Annotated in this window: 21 protein-coding genes and 1 tRNA gene; 10 read left to right on the forward strand and 12 right to left on the reverse strand. The window is 36.1% G+C overall.

The genetic code is table 11. The features are described from left to right. Window positions 1–41: 41 nt before the first annotated feature. From ACJJVN_RS12865 to ACJJVN_RS12890, 6 genes are all read right to left on the reverse strand, one after another. Window positions 42–656 (reverse strand): transposase, encoded by a 615-nt coding sequence (locus ACJJVN_RS12865; protein ID WP_405378551.1) that lies wholly within the window; start codon window positions 654–656, stop codon window positions 42–44. Window positions 657–824: 168 nt separating this feature from the next. Further along, window positions 825–2,897: a flotillin family protein gene (locus ACJJVN_RS12870; protein ID WP_104514262.1), complete on the reverse strand. Its 2,073-nt coding sequence runs from the start codon at window positions 2,895–2,897 to the stop codon at window positions 825–827. Window positions 2,898–3,055: 158 nt separating this feature from the next. After that, window positions 3,056–3,454 carry a hypothetical protein gene (locus ACJJVN_RS12875; protein ID WP_405378553.1) on the reverse strand — a complete coding sequence of 133 codons (399 nt, stop codon included), beginning with the start codon at window positions 3,452–3,454 and terminating at the stop codon, window positions 3,056–3,058. A gap of 3 nt (window positions 3,455–3,457) precedes the next feature. After that, window positions 3,458–4,168 (reverse strand): hypothetical protein, encoded by a 711-nt coding sequence (locus ACJJVN_RS12880; RefSeq protein ID WP_405378555.1) that lies wholly within the window; start codon window positions 4,166–4,168, stop codon window positions 3,458–3,460. Between the two features lie 63 nt (window positions 4,169–4,231). Further along, window positions 4,232–4,945 carry a PspA/IM30 family protein gene (locus ACJJVN_RS12885; RefSeq protein WP_405378557.1) on the reverse strand — a complete coding sequence of 238 codons (714 nt, stop codon included), beginning with the start codon at window positions 4,943–4,945 and terminating at the stop codon, window positions 4,232–4,234. Window positions 4,946–5,009: 64 nt separating this feature from the next. Then, entirely contained in the window at window positions 5,010–5,405 is a 396-nt protein-coding gene (locus tag ACJJVN_RS12890) for a molecular chaperone Tir (protein ID WP_104514267.1), read from the reverse strand. Window positions 5,406–5,720: 315 nt separating this feature from the next. Here ACJJVN_RS12890 and ACJJVN_RS12895 point away from each other — a divergent pair, with 315 nt between their 5' ends. Then, window positions 5,721–6,476, forward strand: a complete 756-nt coding sequence (locus ACJJVN_RS12895; RefSeq protein ID WP_405378559.1) for a helix-turn-helix domain-containing protein — start codon at window positions 5,721–5,723, stop codon at window positions 6,474–6,476. Window positions 6,477–6,560: 84 nt separating this feature from the next. On the opposite strand, the gene ACJJVN_RS12900 is transcribed toward ACJJVN_RS12895, so the two are convergent. The 4 genes from ACJJVN_RS12900 to mce form a co-directional block, all read right to left on the reverse strand. After that, window positions 6,561–7,769, reverse strand: coding sequence for a LamG-like jellyroll fold domain-containing protein (locus tag ACJJVN_RS12900; protein WP_405378561.1), 1,209 nt, complete (start codon window positions 7,767–7,769; stop codon window positions 6,561–6,563). A 492-nt stretch (window positions 7,770–8,261) separates the two neighbouring features. Continuing rightward, window positions 8,262–8,552 (reverse strand): GIY-YIG nuclease family protein, encoded by a 291-nt coding sequence (locus ACJJVN_RS12905; protein WP_405378563.1) that lies wholly within the window; start codon window positions 8,550–8,552, stop codon window positions 8,262–8,264. A gap of 54 nt (window positions 8,553–8,606) precedes the next feature. Beyond that, window positions 8,607–8,680, reverse strand: a tRNA-Ile gene (locus ACJJVN_RS12910). Between the two features lie 74 nt (window positions 8,681–8,754). After that, a complete protein-coding gene (mce, locus tag ACJJVN_RS12915; RefSeq protein WP_104514271.1) occupies window positions 8,755–9,159 on the reverse strand; it encodes a methylmalonyl-CoA epimerase in 405 nt (134 codons plus the stop codon). A gap of 116 nt (window positions 9,160–9,275) precedes the next feature. Here mce and rbfA point away from each other — a divergent pair, with 116 nt between their 5' ends. Beyond that, entirely contained in the window at window positions 9,276–9,671 is a 396-nt protein-coding gene (gene rbfA, locus ACJJVN_RS12920) for a 30S ribosome-binding factor RbfA (RefSeq protein WP_348114861.1), read from the forward strand. Beyond that, on the forward strand, window positions 9,671–10,888 hold the full coding sequence (locus tag ACJJVN_RS12925) for an ABC transporter permease (RefSeq protein WP_104514273.1): 1,218 nt from the start codon (window positions 9,671–9,673) through the stop codon (window positions 10,886–10,888). Before rbfA ends, ACJJVN_RS12925 begins: the two co-directional genes overlap by 1 nt. Here the strand turns inward: ACJJVN_RS12925 and dusB are convergent. Beyond that, window positions 10,873–11,865: a tRNA dihydrouridine synthase DusB gene (gene dusB / locus ACJJVN_RS12930; RefSeq protein WP_104514274.1), complete on the reverse strand. Its 993-nt coding sequence runs from the start codon at window positions 11,863–11,865 to the stop codon at window positions 10,873–10,875. The genes ACJJVN_RS12925 and dusB overlap by 16 nt on opposite strands. 79 nt (window positions 11,866–11,944) lie before the next feature. Next, on the reverse strand, window positions 11,945–12,976 hold the full coding sequence (locus tag ACJJVN_RS12935; RefSeq protein ID WP_104514275.1) for a rhodanese-related sulfurtransferase: 1,032 nt from the start codon (window positions 12,974–12,976) through the stop codon (window positions 11,945–11,947). A gap of 184 nt (window positions 12,977–13,160) precedes the next feature. On the opposite strand from ACJJVN_RS12935, the gene ACJJVN_RS12940 reads away from it, so the two are divergent. The 7 genes from ACJJVN_RS12940 to ACJJVN_RS12970 all read left to right on the forward strand — a co-directional run bounded on the left by ACJJVN_RS12940 (window position 13,161) and on the right by ACJJVN_RS12970 (window position 20,905). Further along, a complete protein-coding gene (locus ACJJVN_RS12940) occupies window positions 13,161–16,181 on the forward strand; it encodes a T9SS type A sorting domain-containing protein (RefSeq protein ID WP_405378566.1) in 3,021 nt (1,006 codons plus the stop codon). A 367-nt stretch (window positions 16,182–16,548) separates the two neighbouring features. Next, window positions 16,549–16,812, forward strand: coding sequence for a T9SS type A sorting domain-containing protein (locus tag ACJJVN_RS12945; RefSeq protein WP_405378568.1), 264 nt, complete (start codon window positions 16,549–16,551; stop codon window positions 16,810–16,812). Further along, window positions 16,802–16,978: a hypothetical protein gene (locus ACJJVN_RS12950; protein WP_405378570.1), complete on the forward strand. Its 177-nt coding sequence runs from the start codon at window positions 16,802–16,804 to the stop codon at window positions 16,976–16,978. Before ACJJVN_RS12945 ends, ACJJVN_RS12950 begins: the two co-directional genes overlap by 11 nt. A 190-nt stretch (window positions 16,979–17,168) precedes the next feature. Then, window positions 17,169–18,182, forward strand: coding sequence for a recombinase RecA (gene recA, locus ACJJVN_RS12955; RefSeq protein WP_104514277.1), 1,014 nt, complete (start codon window positions 17,169–17,171; stop codon window positions 18,180–18,182). 112 nt (window positions 18,183–18,294) lie between these two features. After that, window positions 18,295–18,717, forward strand: a complete 423-nt coding sequence (locus ACJJVN_RS12960; RefSeq protein WP_405378572.1) for a hypothetical protein — start codon at window positions 18,295–18,297, stop codon at window positions 18,715–18,717. Between the two features lie 14 nt (window positions 18,718–18,731). After that, window positions 18,732–19,280 (forward strand): RNA polymerase sigma factor, encoded by a 549-nt coding sequence (locus ACJJVN_RS12965; RefSeq protein ID WP_405378574.1) that lies wholly within the window; start codon window positions 18,732–18,734, stop codon window positions 19,278–19,280. A 2-nt stretch (window positions 19,281–19,282) separates the two neighbouring features. After that, on the forward strand, window positions 19,283–20,905 hold the full coding sequence (locus tag ACJJVN_RS12970) for an outer membrane beta-barrel protein (protein ID WP_405378576.1): 1,623 nt from the start codon (window positions 19,283–19,285) through the stop codon (window positions 20,903–20,905). The last annotated feature ends 105 nt before the right edge of the window (window positions 20,906–21,010 follow it).

A 21,010-nucleotide genomic window follows, 5' to 3' on the forward strand; every position in this document is an offset into this window, starting at 1 on the left:
CATCGCATGTGCCCTTTCATTGCGGCGCATGCGCCTTTTCATCAGTCTAGATCCAGTTTCTGTTTTAGATTTTCATCCCACTTCTTTGGATTATCATTGATGTATCTGGTTACATTGTCATAGTGTCTTTGAGTTCTGATGATAGCTTCGTTATAGTTGCGTACCCATATGGTTTTTTCAGCTCTCAGTCGATTATGGATGTCCATAAGCTCGCTATTTTTCAAGGTCGATTCATTATTCTGATTTTCTGATATGATACTTAAAACCTGTCTGGTCACAGCACCTTTATATCCTCTGACTATTGCTCCTAAAGAACCTGGTTTATTCATGTGTTTTCCTGCAACTGCTCTTGCTCTGCGTTCCAACTCTTCTGCAGTATATTCCTTTTGTATTCTTTGTTGTTCTATATGAATGACAAAATGAATATGATCTGGCATGATCATGAATGCTCCCAGGGATACGTTGTCTCTTAAATTTAGCGTTTGCTGCCATTCTTTAGCCGCAATCTCTCCAAATTTATTGAGTATCATTTTTCCATCAATTACCTTTCCAAATAGATGCAACCGATTACGTATTACAATAGTCACAAAGTACCTTGCTACTGATGTGTAGTCATGTCCTTTGAGACGTATTGATTTACGATTATGTTGCTTCATACTAGCTTAGCTTGTTCGACCCATTGTATGTGCGTTGTTGACGCATTGCATGCGTGTTGTTGACGCATCGCATGCGTGTTGTTGACGCATCGCATGCGTGTTGTTGACGCATCGCATGCGTCTTTACAGTAATTGGGCGGATGCGATCCGCCCTTACTGGTTGGTTGTTTAGATATCTCCCAGCTTTTTACCAGAAAGTCCCATGCCTTTTGCCATGTTCAACAAGTTGCTCAGCATGTTTTTCTCATCACCATCATTTGATTTACCGTGTAGGTTGTTCAAAATGTTTGCGATACTCAGGTTCTTGATGTCCTCAGAGCTGATGTTATACTTGTCTGCAAAGTCTTTTACTTTATCCAGTAAATTTCCCTTTACATCATCACTTCCTAAAATGGCATCTTTTACTTCAGATACTGTCTCAGAATGATTTACGAGTCTGTCATAACCTTTTGCCTTAGTGATCTGACCAATGATTTGTTCAAAGAACATAGTCTCGCCACCTACGATATCAATCTTAGCAGCTTTCAATGCATCTCCTATTACTTGCGCTTGTGCGTCTGCAATATCTTTCTGGATATTGATTTGTGCTAGGTCTACTTGAAGTTCCTTATCTAGACGTAGTTTAAACTCTTCATGTTCTTTACCTACACCATCTAGTTTCTTCATTGCTTCAGCTTTCTCTTCGATACCAGCAGCATCTGCAAGGGCTTTTTCTTTGATTACCTCAGCCTCTGCAAGTCCATCCTTACGTTTAGCCTCAGCTTTTGCAGCGATACCGCTTGCTTCAGCCTCAGCTTTTTTCTGGATGATTAGTGCGTCTACAATTCCTTGACGCTCGCTAGCCTCAGCTTTTGCGTGCATTACTTGTGCTTCAGATAATCCTACAGTTGCTTCTTCTTTAGCTTGTGCTTCAGCAAGAATCTTACGTGCGTCTGCTTCTTTTTCACTAGCTTCTTTATGAGCAAGTGCTTCTATGTTGATTTCTTCAGCTTTTTGAACTGCAGCTTGTTTAGAAGCCTCGGCAGCCTTAGTTACCTTAATTAAATCATCTTGAGCTTTTGCTTCAGCATTTGTGATAGCAACTTGCTTAGCACGATCTGCAGTTTTGAAAGCCTCGATGTCTTTCATATTTTCCTGCTCTTCTACCACACCTTTTTCAAGAACTACGCGATCTCTAATGACATCTTGAATGTTCTTTTTCTCAACCTCTACTACTTTTTCTTTCTCGATTTGAGCTAGAGTTACGACTCTTTCTCTCTCGGTAAGTTCTAGCATGCGATCTTTTTCTACACGTTCTGTCTCTACAGCAGCAGTACGTTGCTTATTTTTCTCTGCAACGATAATCTGACGTTGCATATTTTCTTCGGCAACCTGAACTTTTTCTGTAGTAGCGATACGAGCTGTTTCTGACTTCAATCTTTCTTCTTCAGCTACTTTTAGTGTTTCAGCATCTTCACGAGACTTTATGTTGGCAATCTCACGTTTTTGTTGCTCTTCTTTTTCGGCCAGTTGCTTATCTAGTTCTAGAATCGCCTCACGAGCTTCAACATCCTGCTTGCGTATCACTTTTTCCTCATCACGCTTAATCAGGTTTGCTTTAATATTTTGTGCTGCAGTAAGATCTGTAATCTTCTTGATACCTTCAGCATCTAAGATGTTGTCAGCTTTTAAATGAGAAACGCTGGTTTGCTCTAAGAAGTCAATCGCACAATCCTCAAGCGTATAACCATTTAAGTCTGTACCGATAATGTCCACAATCTCATCACGAAACTCGCGACGTGCTTCATACAAATCGATAAATTCAAATTTCTTACCTACGGTTTTTAATGCTTCAGAGAACTTTGCTTCAAAAAGATCTTCTAGTGTCTCTTTACGAGATGCACGAGCTACACCAATTGTCTGAGCTACTTTTTTAATGTATTCTACCTCGTTATTGACACGCACGAAAAACGCTACTTTAATATCGGCTCTCATGTTGTCTTTACAAATAAGACCTTCTACGCCCATACGCTCAATTTGGATTTTCTTTACAGAAATATCCATAGTTTCTACACGGTGAAATACCGGTACGACATAAAGTCCTTTATCCGTAGCCACTTTAGTACCTCCAAAACCAGTACGCACGAGTGCCTGTCCTTGATGTACTTTTTTGTAAAACATCGCAATAATTGCGAAGTAAACAATTACAAGAAATAGAAAAATACCTACTCCTATTACAATGATTCCTAATATTCCGTCCATAGTTTTTGTTTGGTTTTTGTTGTTTATTTAGTTGTTATCTTAATGTTTTTGTCACATTGAGCACTTCGGTTTATTCAGCACAGGCTTATGGAAGTGCGACTGTAAAATCTTTATTGACTATTATATCTTCTTCGACAAGCTCAGACTGGCATTTGTTTTCAAAAAATCCATTTGATGATCATTATAAATCCAATTATTGAGCAAAACACAAGTATCGTAAGAATTATTCCTAATCCGATTCCTAGAACATGATCTTTCCATGATCTCTTTTGATTTTCAAAATATTCGCTTTCTAATTTGGAGCTTTTAATAATATCCACTGAATCAAAAAAGAATTCAGAATTTTCATCTATCAAATCTTCGTTTATTATTGAGTGAGTATCATCTGTGATACTTGCTTCGAGAAGTTCTGCTGCATATAGCTCAAGTCCTTGTTTGTTTGATTTTATATATCCAGTAATATTTTCTGGGTCCTTATAAAACCCAAACATGCTTTCTTTAGCTGAGTTTTGTGACCTTAATTTATCTATAAACAATGCTATATCTTCCTTTTCCAATTCCTAAGCTTTACTCACTAAAAAATAGTTCTTATCATCTGATTGTTTGATGATGAGCACGCTTTCGCGAAAGCGTAACTCTGATCCATCTAATGATTTTACATAAATACTCATCACGTTACCGTCTGCCATGACCTCAGCATTTCCTAATTTATCTCCAGATATGGAAGATAAAAGTAAGGCTTTACGCCCTAAAAAGTCCACTGCTTTATCACCATCTTTATTCAAATTTTTAAAAAAAGATTTGAATGGTGTTGTTATCACTTTGGTTAAAATAAGTGATGGGATAAATGCGGCCAGAACGATTATATATCCAAAAGAGTTGTCATAACTACTGGTTATAATTGTGGTAAGTACGGATGATATCCACCAGATAAAAATCCAAAACGTAAATGTGAACATGAATGGCAGGCCTACAAAGTTGAAGTAGATCAAAAAGACTTGCCACCATTTAAGTTTACGCGTGCGTTTATTTACCACGTGCTCACGATCAACTTCAGCATTTGCAACATCTTGAAAATCCATATTTCCACCTTCTAGACCAGTGTCTAGATCAATGTCTGCATCTATATCTACGTCTACGTCCACATCGATGTCCAGGTCAAAATCGATACCTGAAATCATGGTAGCAAGCCAGTATAGAATGAGAATGATCAACAACACGGTAAGTGTGATGTTCACTTCAGAGAATAATATGTTGAAATAGTTTTCCAAGGTTGGTTAGTTTTTAATGGTTAGTGTTGGTATGCATGAGCTTCTAGCGGATGCGAACCGCCATTAAGCCTCATCTTTTTTAATACCTAGTTGTTCTTTCAGTTTTGCCAGGTCGTCGTCCAGTTTAGATTCTGTCATGTCTGCTGCGGCATCGATTTCATCATCTACAGATTTATTTGTTTTTGCGAGATCTCCATAAGCCTCTGCAAGCGCTTCGTCTTGAGCGACTTTTTCTTTCATACGCTCGAGCATGCTTACTGTTCCTGCGCTATCAAGTTCTGCCATTTGTTTATTGACATTTTTTGTTGCATCACTTACTTTAACACGTGCTTTAAGTGTTTTAAGTTCGTTTTCCCAGTTGGTGATGTTTCCTTTGATGGTCTCAATGGTATCTTTTAATTGAGAAACATTTTTTTCAAACTTTTCTGTGTCTGCAGCGGCACGATTTGCGTGTTGTTGAGCTTCTTCTTTTTTTGTAAGTGCTTCTTTTGCAAGTCTATCAGCTTCTCCTACTTCCATGTCGCCAGAATGTGCTTTTTTGAGAATCAACATAGCTTTGGATTCATAATCCTTGGCTGTTGCAGTGTGCTCGTCGCGTTCATTTTTAGAACGTATGGCCATTGCTTTTACTTGTGCGACAGCTTCTACACTTTTATTAAGGTCTTCTTTCATATCACGTATTCCTTGCTCGGTCATTGTGATAGGGTCTTCTAGGTTATCAACTGCTTTGTTAGCTTGTGCTTCTCCTATTTTGAATATTCTTTTAAATATGTTCATAATGTTGTGTTTATATGGCGGATTACATCCGCTGTTATACTTTGGCGCAAGCGTCGCGCCCGTACTAATATTTTGAAAATTTGATAATCTGGTCTGAGTACTCGCTCATTAATAAACTCAATGAGTTAAGAGTACCTTCTAACTCGTTAAGGTCTAGATTTTCTATTTGAAGTGTGTCTCTAAAGATGACTTTAGTTCCACTTTCATCGAGTACAAATGCGCCGTGAATGATATCTCGATTTTTTTGTAAAAGACTTTTAAAAACCTCTTCGTTTTTATTATTAATTTTAAAAATATATTGTTCCATAATGAGAATAGGCGGTGCGATTCCTAAAATCATATTTTTAACACCAGCGCTTTCTTTTTCTATCACCATTATTCCGTCTTGTGGATTTTCTCTGATGATGTCAAAATCAAGCTGTAAGAGGTAGTCTTTTATTGTATTGAAGTAATTATTCATAGGTTTTAATTGGCAGGTTTAATATTACGAAAAAGCTTATTGTAATCCCACTAAAATTTGGGTAGCTATTTCAATAAGATATATAATAATAGGTATCATAGTTTTTTAGTTTAAGGTTATCTCGCTTTCGCGAAAGCGTAAATAGCAACGGCCTATTGCATTATTACAGTTGTTTTAAAAAACAATTGTTCTAAAAAGGTTGGTACATTTTTAGAACTTTTGCTCAAAATATTAGTGTAAATAAAATCATTTAGCTAATATTGTTAGTGTAAATATACATAATATTTTAATATTTGCAAATAAAATTAGCAAAATATGTCGTTTTTCGGAAAGAACATAAAAAAAATACGTGGGGTTAAAGGGTTAAGTCAGCAGGCATTTGCAGATCTATTTGACTTAAAGAGAGGTACTTTAGGTGCTTATGAAGAAGGTAGGAGTGAGCCTAAGATAGATACTATAATTCTTATTGCTAATTATTTTAGCATTGCTATAGGAGATATGCTCACTGCAGAATTAACCGTAAATCAGCTCTTGCGATTTAACGATAGTCTTACTTTAACACCAGAAGAATTAGAGAGAGAGCAGTTTGCACAAATACCTTGTATTACAGAAAAAACGGCACATGATTATATAGAATATTATGACAACGATGCTTTTCTTGCCGATTTACCTACACTTACATTACCGCTCAATACAGAAAAGGACTTTATAGGTTATACGGTGACTAACTTAGAAATGACAACGCATGACAAAGGACTGTTTCCTAAAGATGTAGTGATAGGTGAGAAGGTGCCTAAAAAAGTAATTACAAAACTTAATAATGGAACTGTAGTTCTTGCGGTAACTGATAAGACACTTATTCTAAGAAGGCTGTATATTACAGACAAGGGGCTGGTCCTGAGAGCAGATCACAAAAATGTTGATGATATTACTGTAGATAAAAAAGCTGTGAAACAATTGTGGCGTGTGCGTTATGTGTTCTTTAGAAGAATGCCTGACTTTTCTGACAGTATGGAAGATAAAATGGCTTTTCTAGAAGCGCAAATGAAGGAGTTGAGAGATTCTATTTAGAACTTAAAATATATTAGTACAAAATAAAGCTGCAAACATCTGTTTGCAGCTTTTTATTTATAAATCTGTTATGATTTTAAATTATTAATTCTTAATCCATTTAAAAGTTTTACTTGCATTATCCTGAGTAACGCTTACCATATATAGTCCTGTAGTTATAGTAGGTTTGATGATTTGTGATTCACTCAACGTGGTGGTAAGTAATTCTTTACCTGATAAGGTGTGTATACTTATTTGAGCGTTTTCTAACTTCATACCATTAAAACTTAAGTATTGCGATGGGTTTTGAGTTATATTTAAATTACTTAAGTCATGGTTATCCATGCTAAGGGTGCTTACCGTTACACAGTCTGATAATTGAGTACAGCCATTGATGGTGACTTCTACAGCATAATCACCTATAGTTGTAGGAGAATAAGAGCTAGATGTAGCGCCCGTTATTGCTCTATTATTTGCGCAATCTACCCATCTGTAAGCAGCGCCAGACTGCTGTGAAGAAAGAACACCATTATTTTCTGTTACTGTAAGATCCATTATAGGTGTTAAAGTTACTGCGCTAGAAACCCAGTTAGAACTAGTACCTGATAATGCAAAGTTGAATAATGTGCCAGAAGAAAGCCCTGACGAATCTGTTAGACTGGTTATAGTAGTGTTAGAAGCGCTAGCGTTTCCTTGATTAAATTTATAGTAAGCCTCTATTCCTGAGGCAGATTGACATATTTCATTACTCATAGAGGTGGATATTTCAGTTTGTGTTCTTGCTACATTCCATATTCTTACTTCGTCTAATTCTCCTGCAAATGTTAGGTTTGTGCCACCAGGTACTCGGCGACCTATTCTTAAATCAATTCCTGTAGTAGGAGTATCAACGCTAGATAGGTTTCCTGTACCTACTTGCAGTCCGTCTATATATAGAAAACCTGTGCTATTATTTAATACAAATGCGACGTGTGTCCACTGTCCCACAGGAACGACTCCTGTAGAAGATGATAGGTTTGCATTAGTCCCGCCAGAAAAGAAGGACAGGCCTCTATTTCCATTGACCATAAAAGTGTTTCTAGCTCCTGCAGCATTTACTCCATAATCTAATATGGTTAGGTTGGTGCTAGGAGCGCTAGGACTTATGTAAATCCATGATTCAAATGTTCTGTTTGCACTACCGGTTACACCTGCGTATGTGGTCTGGACATAATCATCTGTAGCGTCAAAACTAAGGGCATTTTGTGTTTGACTTTGAGCGGTTGTGCATAAAAAAAGTAGGAAAATTTGGGCTAGTTGTAGTTTTTTTTTCATGGTTGTTGGATATTAATTGGTTATTAATCATAATGATACGTATTTTATATCAAAATTTTGACTTCATTAATATTAAAAATTTACCTGTAAATAATATTATATTTTATGTAGTGGTTTTTTACCAAAATCAATTTTGTGAATGGTGTATTTTAAGAATATATCATTTCTTTCTTTTTAAGAAAGTCCTTTGTCTATTGAGGCAATGTTATGCTAGAAAAATGCTGTATTTGATTAATGAATAGATATTAATGAGTGTAAGGGTATCGAGAATTTAAGGTAGAATAAGCACCAATTTATAAAGAGTTGTTTTAGTGAATCTCCTTAGGATTACTGTGTCGAGTGTGACGTGGTTTCTCGCTTATGTAAATATGGACTTTGTCATTTCTAAAAAGAAGGAATAAAAAGACCTTAGCGTTAACTAAGGTCTTGTTGTGGGCCCACCTGGGCTCGAACCAGGGAGTTTCTGTCCCGATAGCTATCGGGAGAGTCAGATTATTTAGTTTGGTTTACGATTTTGTCACGTAATTCTTCATACTTCATTAAGTTTTCGATGTAAGTTCTGCTTTTCATTCTTTTGATTTTCTTTTCTAATCGAGTAGCATGTGCATAATCATCACATTGTATAGTTAGTTTTATTTCCCAATCATGAGCAGTAGCTGTAAATTTTCCTTTACCGTATTTGCCTTGATTGTGTGCACTGAGTCTTATTTCAGGACTCTCTTGAGTAATACCTACATAGAATTTATTCAATTGTTTGCTAAAAATGATATAGAGCCACGCCATATATGAATAGGTATTAAAATAAAAAAGACCTTAGCGTTAACTAAGGTCTTGTTGTGGGCCCACCTGGGCTCGAACCAGGGACTTTCTGATTATGAGTCAGATACTCTAACCAGCTGAGTTATAGGCCCAATAAGATAATAGCTGGTAATATCTTATCTAAAAAGTCTGCAAATTTAATCAATTATTAGATAACTGCAAACTTTTATTCAATTTCTTGGCATAATTCTACAAGAACTCCATTTGTTCCTTTAGGATGTAAGAATGCTACCCATTTATTATCCGCACCACGTTTAGGTTCTTTATTGAGAATTTGAAACCCTTCTTTTTCTAATCTTATCAGTTCTGACTTAATATCTGTTACGGCAAATGCTACGTGATGTATACCTTCTCCCTTCTTTGCGATGTACTTTGCTATAGCACTGTCCTCACTAGTAGCAGCAAGAAGCTCTATTTTATTATCACCACTTTTAAAAAAACTTGTGTCTACAGATTCACTCTCTACGGTCTCTGTTTTATAAGGTTCACGCCCTAAAAGTTTTGTGTATAATTCATTTGCTTGATCTAGATTTTTAACTGCAATTCCTAAGTGTTCTATTTTTCCAAACATATTATTTACCTTTTGTAAGGCAAATTTACTATAGATAAGGTAATAGAACGTATTTCTATAGTCATATTAACTACTGGTCTATCAACTATTAATGAGGAACAACTTACCTTTGCAGCATGGAAGAAAGTAATAGACAGAAGAAAATAGCCGGAATTTTACAGGGAGACTTATCTACGGTTATTCAGGACGTGATGAGAAAGAATGCTGTAAACAATCTTATAGTATCAGTTACTAAGGTTACTGTTACTCCAGATTTAGGTTATGCAAAGGTGTACCTGTCTGTTTTTCCAGCAGAGAAATCTGTTGCAGTTGTTAAAGAAATAGTAGAAATGGGTCATGAGATACGTTATGAAGTGGCTGCAAAGGTGCGTCACCAGTTTAGACGTATGCCAGAACTACAGTTTTTTAATGATGACTCTTTAGAATACATGGATCAAATAGATCGTGAACTGAGAGGAGAGAATAACCCAATCGATAATCCAGACCTTCTACCACGACGTAAAAAGTCTTAGTGAATTTTTCTCTTTACATAGCGCGACGTTACCTCGTTTCAAAAAATGGCAAAAACGCCATTAACATTATCAATATCCTTAGTTTTATTATTACTGTAGTAGGGACTGCGGCACTATTTATTGTGCTTTCTGGCTTTTCAGGACTCAAGGATTTTAGTACAGAATTTTCAAATTATTTTGATCCAGATCTTAAAATTTTACCGGTAAAAGGTAAGACTGTTTCTATTCCGCTTTCGCGAAAGCGAGAACTTGAAAAAATCCCTGGAGTAGAATTAATATGTGCTGTTATAGAAGAAAAGGCGTTTTTGAACTATGAAGAGAAAAACGACATAGCTTTTATAAAAGGGGTTCCTGATGATTATGTGAACATGATCCAGCCAGATTCTATTTTATATTACGGTAGCTGGTTATCTAAAAGCGATGCACAAGTAGTAGCAGGATACTCACTAGCTTCTCGATTATCACTTACTGTAAATAACTATGGTAGTTACATGCAAATTATGGTGCCTAAACCAGGTACTAATGCTATCAATAAATTAAATATAAGTAGTTCATTTTCTAGAATGGATGCCATACCTGTAGGAACTTTTAGCGTTAATGAGGCACTGGATAGCAAGTACATTTTTACAAGAATAAGTGCAGCACGACAATTATTACAAATGGACGATTCTACAGCTAGTGCTGTTGAGGTAAAATTATCTCCTACGGCAAGCGAGAACGATGTGCGCAGGGCGATTAATGATGTTTTTAAAGAGCCTATTAAGATTAAGGATAAGTTCCAGATGAATGATGCGCTTTATAAAATGCTTAATTCAGAAAATCTAGTCGTTTATTTAATCTTTACACTGGTCTTAATTATTGCATTATTTAATGTAGTAGGTAGTATTATCATGATGATTCTTGATAAGAAGAAGAATATGAAAACCTTGTTAGACCTAGGCGCACCGGTTGCGTCATTGCGCAAGATATTTTTTATACAAGGTAGTCTTATGACACTTTCTGGTGGTGTGATAGGTCTTGTTATAGGAGTAATATTTGTAGTGTTACAAGTGGAGTATAAACTGGTTTACATAGCACCTGGTTTACCTTATCCGTTTGCGATGGATTTTTGGAATGTGATTATATCTCTGGCAACTATTACCGTATTAGGAATAATCGCCAGTTATATAGGTTCTAGAAGAATAAATGATCGTTTGCTTTCTCAGGCAAAATTATGATCACCGAATTTTGCTAACACTTCATCAAAGGCCGCAAAAACCCCAGCAGAATCGTCACTAGTGACCATTTTCATGCGGTATTCTTTAAAATTAGGTATTCCTTTAAAGTAATTTGTATAATGTCTACGTGTTTCAAAAACACCTAGTGTTTCTCCTTTCCAGTCTATAGCCATTTGTAAATGTCTGCGAGCTACTTCTACACGGTCTGCCATAGTAGGTGGCGCCATGTGTGTTCCATGCTCAAAGAAATGCTTGATCTCGTTAAAAAACCATGGATAACCTATGCTAGCACGTCCTATCATGCAGCCGTCTAGACCATATTCATCACGCATTTTCATAGCAAGCTCTGGTGTGGTAACATCTCCATTACCGAATATAGGGATATGCATGCGTGGGTTGTTCTTCACCTCTGCGATGGGTTTCCAGTTTGCGTTACCTTTATACATCTGTGCTCTTGTACGACCATGGATGGATAGGGCTTTAATACCTACATCTTGTAGACGCTCTGCAACTTCTACTATTCTTATAGAGTCGTCATCCCAGCCTAATCTTGTTTTTACAGTAATAGGTAAAGAGGTGTGCTCTACCATAGCCTTAGTAAGCGACACCATAAGATCTATATCTTTAAGGATACCTGCTCCAGCACCTTTAGAAACCACCTTTTTTACAGGACAGCCGAAGTTGATGTCTATAATATCTGGCTTTGTGCGTTCTACTATCTCTACACATTGTAACATAGAATCTAGATTTGCGCCAAAAATTTGGATCCCTACAGGTCGTTCACTTTCATAAATATCTAGTTTCATGGTGCTTTTTGCAGCATCACGTATAAGACCTTCACTAGAAATGAACTCTGTATAAACCACATCAGCACCGTTTTCTTTACATAACGTACGGAAAGGTGGATCGCTCACATCTTCCATAGGTGCAAGTAGTAGTGGGAAATCTGGTAATTCTATGTCGCCTATTTTAACCATGTTGTTAGGGTAAGGATTGAATGAAAATTCCGCTTTCGCGAAAGCGGAACTAGTAAAATCTTAATTTAAATTTCTTAAGCTATTTCTTATAAGCCAGCTTTTCTGAGCGGCCTTTTTTGAAAATGTTATTGCTGTTGTAATGTCCTGCTCTCAAAGCTTTTTGCTCTTCATAAGGCAGCTTAATAATATCATTACATTCTTCACTACAACAGTTTTCATACTTCTCTTTGCAAGAATCGCACTGAATAAATAGTAAATGGCAGGCGTTATTTTCACAATTAGTATGTGTGTCACAAGGTGCACCACATTGATGACAGTTAGAGATAACCTCATCACCTATCTTTTCGGCAAGTCTGTGGTCAAAGACAAAGTTTTTACCTCTGAATTTATTCTCTAGATTTTGTTCAGTTACCTGTCTGTGGTATTCTATAATACCACCTTCTAGTTGGTAAACGTCCTTAAAGCCTTTGTGTTTATAATAAGCGCTAGCTTTTTCACAACGTATACCACCAGTACAATACATGACTAGCTTCTTGTCTTCTTTATGGTCTTTAAGTTTATCTTCTATATAATCTAAACTGTCTCTAAAGGTGTCCACATCTGGAGTCCAGGCATTTTTAAAATGGCCTATTTCTGACTCGTAATGGTTGCGCATATCCACTAGAACTGTATTAGGGTCGTCGATAAGTTCATTAAAAGCAGTCGCGTCTACGTGTATACCTTTATTAGTAACGTCAAAGCTCTGGTCCTCAAGTCCGTCTGCGACTATTTTTTTACGCACTTTTACTTTGAGTTTTAAGAAGCTCTCGTTATCGTGCTCTCTTGCGATATTTAAACGTACGTTTTCTAAGAAATCAATACCGTCTAAAAAGGTTTTAAATTCTTCAAAACGATCTCCAGGAACAGATAGTTGTGCATTAATACCTTCATGAGCGACATAAATTCTCCCTAGAACATCCATGGGATGCCAGTGAAGAAATAGATGATCTCTAAAAAGTTGTGGGTTACCGATCTGGTGATACTGATAGAAAGATATGGTAAGGCGTTCTTTTCCAGCCTCGCGTATTAATACACGTCTTTCTTCAGCACTTAGTTTGTTGTACAGTTGCATGCTATAAACAGTTTATGTGTTGAAAATTTGCGCAAAGATACTGAGAATTAATAAAAGACTAAAAGCAGTATTTGGTCTGTTAAAAGGGTCATTTCAACTACTTAATACTAGTTTTTGAGATAGGGTTTAAATTAACTGTACTTTTTAACCCTAGAAATTACTCTAGAATCTAAAACAAAATTATATGAAATTAAAATTACTCTTAACAACTATGGTAGTATTCACCTTTGGACTTATTGCTCAAGGACAGTCTACTATTAATATAACAACAACTATAGATGTTTGTTGTGGTACAGAAAAATGGGTTAGTATAACCGACATGGCAGACGGTGCAGGAACTCAAATATGGGGTCAAGGTGATGGGACTTATGGAAATGGACAAGGAGTTATTAATCAAGATGTTACTATAGCGCCTGGTACCTACTGGGTGAACTGTTATGATAGATATGATGACTCGTGGGATGGTACGACCATAGATGTTACTGCTTATGGTACTTCTATAGGTAATAATGGTGGTGTATCGCCAGATGACGGTAATGATGTAGATGGTGATTCTTCTTGGGAAACGCCAGCAGATGAATTAGAAGCTTCTTTTATGATAGTTGTACCTAATCCACCAGCTTGTTCTCCTCCTACTAGTTTAACTGCTGTGTCAAATACGACAGACTCGGCAGAATTATCATGGACTGCTAGCGTTAGTGGTGAGGTTTTATGGGATATCGAGTTGGGTGCAGCTGGATTTACACCTACTCAAACTCCAACGGATATAGGTGTGTCAAATCCATTTATCGCAACTAATCTTATTTCAGGAAATAGCTATGATTATTATTTAAGATCTGACTGTGCAGCAGCAGGAAGTAGTGTTTATACAGGGCCATTTACTTTTAGAGTGCCTGGCTTTGGAGATACTTGCTCAACTGCTCTAGCATTGAATGTTGAGGTAGATTGCAGTGCTGCAACTCCATATACTTTAGATTTTGCAACTACAGTTGATATAGGTACTACTGCTGCAAGCTGCGATACTTTTGGTGTAAATACAGGAGCTTGGTTTGAATTTACTGCTCCATCTGTTGGGTCGGTAATTATTAATTCTAGTACTACAATGGAATTTGCTCTGTTTGATACATGTGGTGGTGCTGAGATAGTTTGTGAGAGTACTGCAACTACTACAAGTGATATTATTACAGGTTTAACGCCTGGTAGTATATATAAGCTTGTGATGTGGAAAGATAGTACTACTGCAGGTCTTACTGGGACTACAGATATATGTATTCAAGAGGGGCCTACCTGTTTATCACCTAATAATCTTTCCGTTTCTAATATAACGACTAATACGGCTATGTTATCTTGGGTATCTGGTGGTAGTGGAGAAGCATCTTGGGATGTAGAGTTAGGAGTTGATGGATTTACACCAACAGGAACTCCAACTGATTTTGGGGTATCTAATCCTTTTATGGCAACAAACCTTATGCCTGAGACGGCTTATGATTATTATGTGCGTGCAGATTGTGCTGGTGGTGACACAAGTGAATATTCAGGACCTTATAGTTTTACGACAGCTTGTATTGCGATTGTTCCTGATTATAATGCTGATATGTCTGTAAATGTTCCTAGCTGCTGGGAAGAGGCAGATAGTGGGAATATGACTACTGGACCTTCTGATATTGGTGCTGGTACTTGGACTTCTTCAAATCATAATGGTACATCTAGTAATAGAATTAACATGTGGCAAGCGACTAGAAGTGACTGGATTATATCACCTACTTTTGATTTATCTACTGCCGCACCTAGTGAATTAAATGTGTACGTAGCTTTAACTGAAGGAGGTACTAGCGGTTCTGGTGCAGACTTAGGTTCTGATGATAGAGTGAGTTTATTAATGACTATTGATAACGGTACTACATGGACCGAAATGCAAGCCTGGGTACAAGGAACTGTGCCTACAGACATAGGTGAAGAAATCACTTACGATTTATCTGCAATTACTGGTAATGTACAATTTGCGTTTTTAGGAGATGAAGGTTCAGTAGATGATGCTGAGGATGTATATTTTCATGTAAGTAAGTTTCAAGTAAGAGAAGTACCTAGCTGTCCAGATACTGCAAATCTCACGCTAGTAAGCGCTACCGCAACAGATGCTATTATTAATTTTGATAGTAGTAATGCTATGAGTGCAGGTACTTATGAATATGCGTTGATGTCTACAGCTACAGCAACGCCAGTTGTTACAGGAGTATGGTCTGACGTTGCAGGAGTAAATCCTAATGTTACCTATACAATAATGGGACTTAGTGGAAATACAGAGTATTTTTTATATGTAAGAGAAGTTTGTGCTAATGGTGATCAAGGTTCATGGAATCCTACACCTTTAATCTTCTCTACAGCTTGTGGGGTGGTTTCTTCATACCCTTATACAACAGACTTTACCATAAATGTTCCTAATAGTTGTTGGGATGAGGCTGGTAATGGTGAGATAGTAGGTGGTCCTTCAGGATTCGGTACTTCAGACTGGAGAGCTAGATCTTATGTTGATTTTGCTGGAACTTCTATACCTAGTAATGCAATTAATATTTTTGCAGGTGATACAGATAGAGAGTGGCTTATTTCTGAACAATATGACATGACAGGTACGAGTAATGACGTACTTACTGTAGAGGTGGCAGTAACTAATTGGAATAGTACAAGCGTTCCAGATACTATGGGATCTGATGATCAGGTAGATTTACTTATAACTACAGACGGTGGTACTACATGGACTTCTTTACTAACATGGACGGTTGCAAACCAGCCTGCAGTAGATGGTACAAGAGCAACTGTTGATTTAAGTTCTTATAGCGGTACAGTTCAGTTTGCATTTCTTGCTAGCGATGGGGTAGCAGATGATTTTGAAGATTATGATTTTCATGTAGGTAGATTCATTATAGATGGTACAGCTGGTAATGAAGATGTTTTTGAAAATAATTTATCTCTTTACCCTAATCCAGTAAATGGCGATGTGGTAACAATAAATATGAATGGCTCTAGTGCACCTTCTTTAGAGGTTGCTATTTATAATTCTATAGGACAGCAAGTAATGACTCGATCTTTTGACCAAGTAAGTAATACAATTAATATTAATAATATTTCTAGTCTTTCTACAGGTATGTACTTTGTGAAAGTAGTTAATGGTAATTCTCAATCTACTTTGAAATTTATAAAAGAGTAAGAATGTAGTTTACACATTTAATTTATTTAGAAAAGGGAATCTTGTAATGAGATTCCCTTTTTTTATGCCGTTCTATTTATTGTTGTTCCGCTTTCGCGAAAGCGGAATTATATTATAAAATCATCTATGAAATAAGTTGTTTTGATCTGATAAGAAAGTGACTTTTATTTTTTGAAACAACTAACAACAACTTAGTTGAGATGGTTAAGGGGATTTTAAAAGTTGGTATGTATTATAGGCCGATTTTAATCATAAAACATGGAAAGCGGTAAATGACGCTCAAAGTATAAATGCAGCTAGATTTGAAATAGTATTTCAAAGATCAACGTTAGGGAATGATGATCATTTGTTTACTAATTCGATAAATGTGTACCCTAATCCTGTAAATGGTGACTTAATTTATATATCTTTAGGCTCTCTTACAGAAGAAAAGGTGCAAGTGACTTTATTTAATACATTAGGTCAGCAAGTGATTTCTAGGGACTTCAATAGTAATTCTAATGATACCATTAGATTAGATCGCCTTTCTAGTTTAGAAAGTGGACTTTATATATTAAACATCTCAAACGGGATGGAAACGGTAACGAGAAAGATAATTTTAAATTTAAAAAATAGGGAAAATGAAAAATAACAAGTATTTAGTTTTAGCAGTTTTTATATTAGTAGGAACAATAGTTCATGCGCAAGCTCCTGGTTTTGAAGAAGATGTTACTGACGCAGCACCCATTCCTGGTCTTTTACTAGCACTTTGTGCAGCAATCGGTATAGGAGTAGCAAAATTAAGAGCAAAAAAATAATCTTAAGTTATTCAATTGATAATAAAAAAAGGGAAGTCTTAATTCAAGATTTCCCTTTTTTTATGTTTCCTAGTTGGATATTAGTTTCGCTTTCGCGAAAGCGGAACTTTTATAAACATCGTTAATAACCTAATCTCTATCCTATTGTTTCTACTTTATCTAGGCCGTATTTTTACCTAAAATAATTACAATGGCAGACGATAAAGAGAAAGAAGCAAAATTAAAAGCCCTTAAATTAACCCTTGATAAGCTGGATAAGGCTTACGGTAAGGGAACGGTAATGAAAATGGGTGATAAGCAAGTTGTTGAGGTAGAATCTATTTCTACTGGTTCACTTGCCTTAAACGCAGCTTTGGGTGTAGGTGGTTATCCACGAGGTAGAGTTATTGAAATTTATGGACCAGAATCTTCTGGTAAAACAACTTTAACCTTACATGCAATAGCAGAATGTCAAAAAGCAGGTGGTATCGCAGCATTTATTGATGCTGAGCACGCTTTTGACCGTTTCTATGCAGAGAAGCTAGGTGTTGATCTGGATAATTTAATTATTTCACAACCAGATAATGGAGAACAAGCTCTAGAAATTGCAGATAACCTAATACGCTCGGGAGCAATAGACATAATAGTAGTAGACTCTGTAGCAGCACTTACTCCTAAAAGTGAGATAGAAGGTGAGATGGGAGATAGTAAAATGGGTCTTCATGCTCGTTTAATGTCACAAGCACTAAGAAAACTTACAGGTTCTATTTCTAAAACTAACTGTACGGTTATATTTATTAATCAGTTACGTGAGAAAATAGGTGTAATGTTCGGTAATCCAGAGACTACAACTGGTGGTAATGCCTTGAAATTTTACGCTTCTGTAAGACTAGATATAAGAAGATCTACACAAATTAAAGATAGTAGTGGTGCCGTGTTAGGTAACAAGACTCGTGTAAAAGTGGTAAAGAATAAAGTAGCACCACCGTTTAGAATGGCCGAATTTGATATCATGTACGGTGAAGGTGTTTCTAAACTAGGAGAAATTATCGACTTAGGTGTTAATTATGAAATCATCAATAAGGCTGGTTCATGGTTCTCTTATGAAGATACTAAACTAGGACAAGGTCGCGACTCTGTTAAGACTATTCTTAAGGATAATCCAGATCTAGTAGAAGAGTTAGAAGTTAAAATTATGGATTCTATAAAGGCTATAAGTAACTAGTCTTTTACCTATTATAAACTTTAAAACCGCTCTCCTTAAAAAGAAGCGGTTTTTTTTATAACTAGACGCAACCTTTTATATAAGTGAGCATCTATAATGTATAATACTGAAAATGAAGATGAGATTAAAATTTATTATGATTCTTGCACTAGCAATAATCACCCTTAATAGTTGTAGCATAGATGATGGTAATAGCAATGCTATCATCAATTATGAAGCGCTAGCTGTAGAAAGTGTAGAGCTGCCACAAGCGTTTACCTTCGGTGATGTGCATGTAATTCCTGTCACTTTTGATTTTACTAATAACTGTCAGAACTTTGCAGGCTTTGAAGTAGATTCTAACTTAAACGAAAGAGTCATTACCGTGGTAGCATCAGTTAGTAACGGTAATTGTCTTGATGAGGTAGTTAGAACAGAACAAAATTTAAGATTTTTAGCAGCAAGTAATGGGACTTATGTATTTAAATTCTTTACCGGATTTGATGTAAATAACCAACCTATTTATTTAGAATATACAATACCTGTAGAAGAATGATTGAATTTTAAAGTGTGGTCTATAAAAAGATAGTTTCATTATGTCAAAAAAATGATCCTAAAGCCCAAAGAGAACTGTATGAAATGTTCTCGCCTAAGCTTTATGGATCCTGCTTAAGATATGCTCCTAACGAGCAAGAGGCACAAGACATTTTGCAAGATTCTTTTATAACCATATTTAAAAAAATAGATCAGTTTAAATTTAAAGGTTCTTTTGAAGGCTGGTGTAAAAGAATAACGGTAAATACAGCCTTGCAAAGGTATAGAGGTACAAAAGTATTTGACTTAGTTAATGAAGATCAAATAGAAGATGTAGAAGCCGTTGAGGTAGAAGAGTCTGATGACGTACCACTTAAAGAGTTACTTTTTATGGTACAGCAGTTACCAGAACGATATAGACTGGTCTTTACCATGTATGTAATGGATGGATACAGTCATAAAGAAATAGCAGATATGATGAAGATTACCCAGGGTACATCAAAATCTAACCTTGCTCGAGCAAGGCAAAACCTGCAAATAATGGTTAAATCATGGCGAGAATCGCATAATTCTAACGCCAGCTAATTATGAGTGAAAAGAAAAATATAGATAGACTTTTTCAAGAAGGTTTTAAAGACTTTGAGGTGAAACCACCTGCTATGGTCTGGGATAATATTGGCCAAGAAATAGGTCATAATAAAAAGCAAAAAACTATTCCATTATGGTGGATTCTAGGTGGTGTAGCTGCTGGACTAGCTATATTATTTACATTCATTTACACTGGTGTAGATAACGATAGCTTAATTAATGACAGTTTACCTATTGTTAACACTCAAGAAAAAGTAAGAAAGAGCAATGATTCTCAAATAAAAACAGAAACTAAAGATGTCGATAATAGTGTAGACACAACACTTGATGGCAAAGAATCAATTAAGGATGTACAATTAGTAACTAAGGATCTTGATTCTGAGCAAAACGGTTTAAATAATTTAAATGAAAACCCTGTTAGTGATACGAGAACAGAGACTCAAATAAACGCTCCTAAAAAATCGAGTAATTTATTAACTGCTGGTAATTCTTCTACTAAGAGTGATTTAAATAAAAATACGGTAATAAATACATATTCCAGTCCGTCCAGAACTGGAGCTAATGATAGATATAATAAAACTCCTATTGCTCAAAATAATAATCAATCTGTTTTAGCAACTCAAAGTGATAATTCTCATGTAGTAAATGACAATTCTAACAAGGTAAATGCGATCACAGAAAATAATTCTACGGGCTTGAATACCGCTGGTAAGAAAGCAGGTATTAGTGATAGTTCTAAGAATAAAGTAGACGACATTCTAAATAAAGATGCCTTAGACAGTGCTGTCGCAGCAGTAGATTCCATTAAGAAAAAACTACCTACTCTAGAAGAAATAGCAGCAGAAGAAGAAAAAGAAGACAGTTTAAATGTAGCTGTGTTTAAAGGAAAATGGGCAGCAAGTACACAAGTAGGGCCTGTTTATTCCAACAGTTTAAGTGGTAGTGCTATAAACAGTGAAGTAATCGATAATAATCGCGATGAAGGGCTCAACCTGAGTTATGGTATAGGATTAAGCTATGAGATTTCTCCTCGATGGAGTGTAAGAACCGGTCTTAATCAAGTAAACATGACTTATAGCACACAAGATGTTAATTATCAGGTAAATGTAGACATAGCCAGTCGCGGTCAGTTTCTTCCACAGGCTTATTCTTCTAGTGCTATAACGAGTGCAGTGGTGACTAATGCTAGCCCACTTTCTAATGATGCTTTAGATACTGGTTTTGCAGTGCAAGAGTTAGTAGATAGTCAGTTACAAGGCTTTAAAGGAGAGCTTTCTCAACGATTAGGTTACATAGAAGTACCGTTAGAACTTAGATACAGTTTGATAAACAACAAATTTAAGGTAAACGTATTAGGTGGTATGAGCGCTTTATTTCTAACAGATAATATGGTGACTGTTCAAAATGATAATCAGCGATTAGAACTAGGTGAGGATGGTAATTTTAATGAATTCAACCAGAGCGCAAACTTTGGATTAGGATTAAGCTATGACTTTACATCTAAATTAGGTGTGTTTATAGAACCTACATTTAAATATCAATTAAGTACCTTAAGAAATAACGTTGCAGACTTTAAACCCTATACCATTGGGGTACAAAGTGGTGTGGCATTAAAATTTTAAATCACTAGCAGTCATTGTGAGCTAGTTAAGATTTCAGTGAAAAAGAAAAAGAAGAATATTGAGGTTGGTTATTGAAACTCAATTTTTGCAATGATGATGAAAAAC

It is taken from the genome of Nonlabens sp. Asnod3-A02, assembly GCF_045063755.1.
GTDB lineage: Bacteria > Bacteroidota > Bacteroidia > Flavobacteriales > Flavobacteriaceae > Nonlabens > Nonlabens xylanidelens.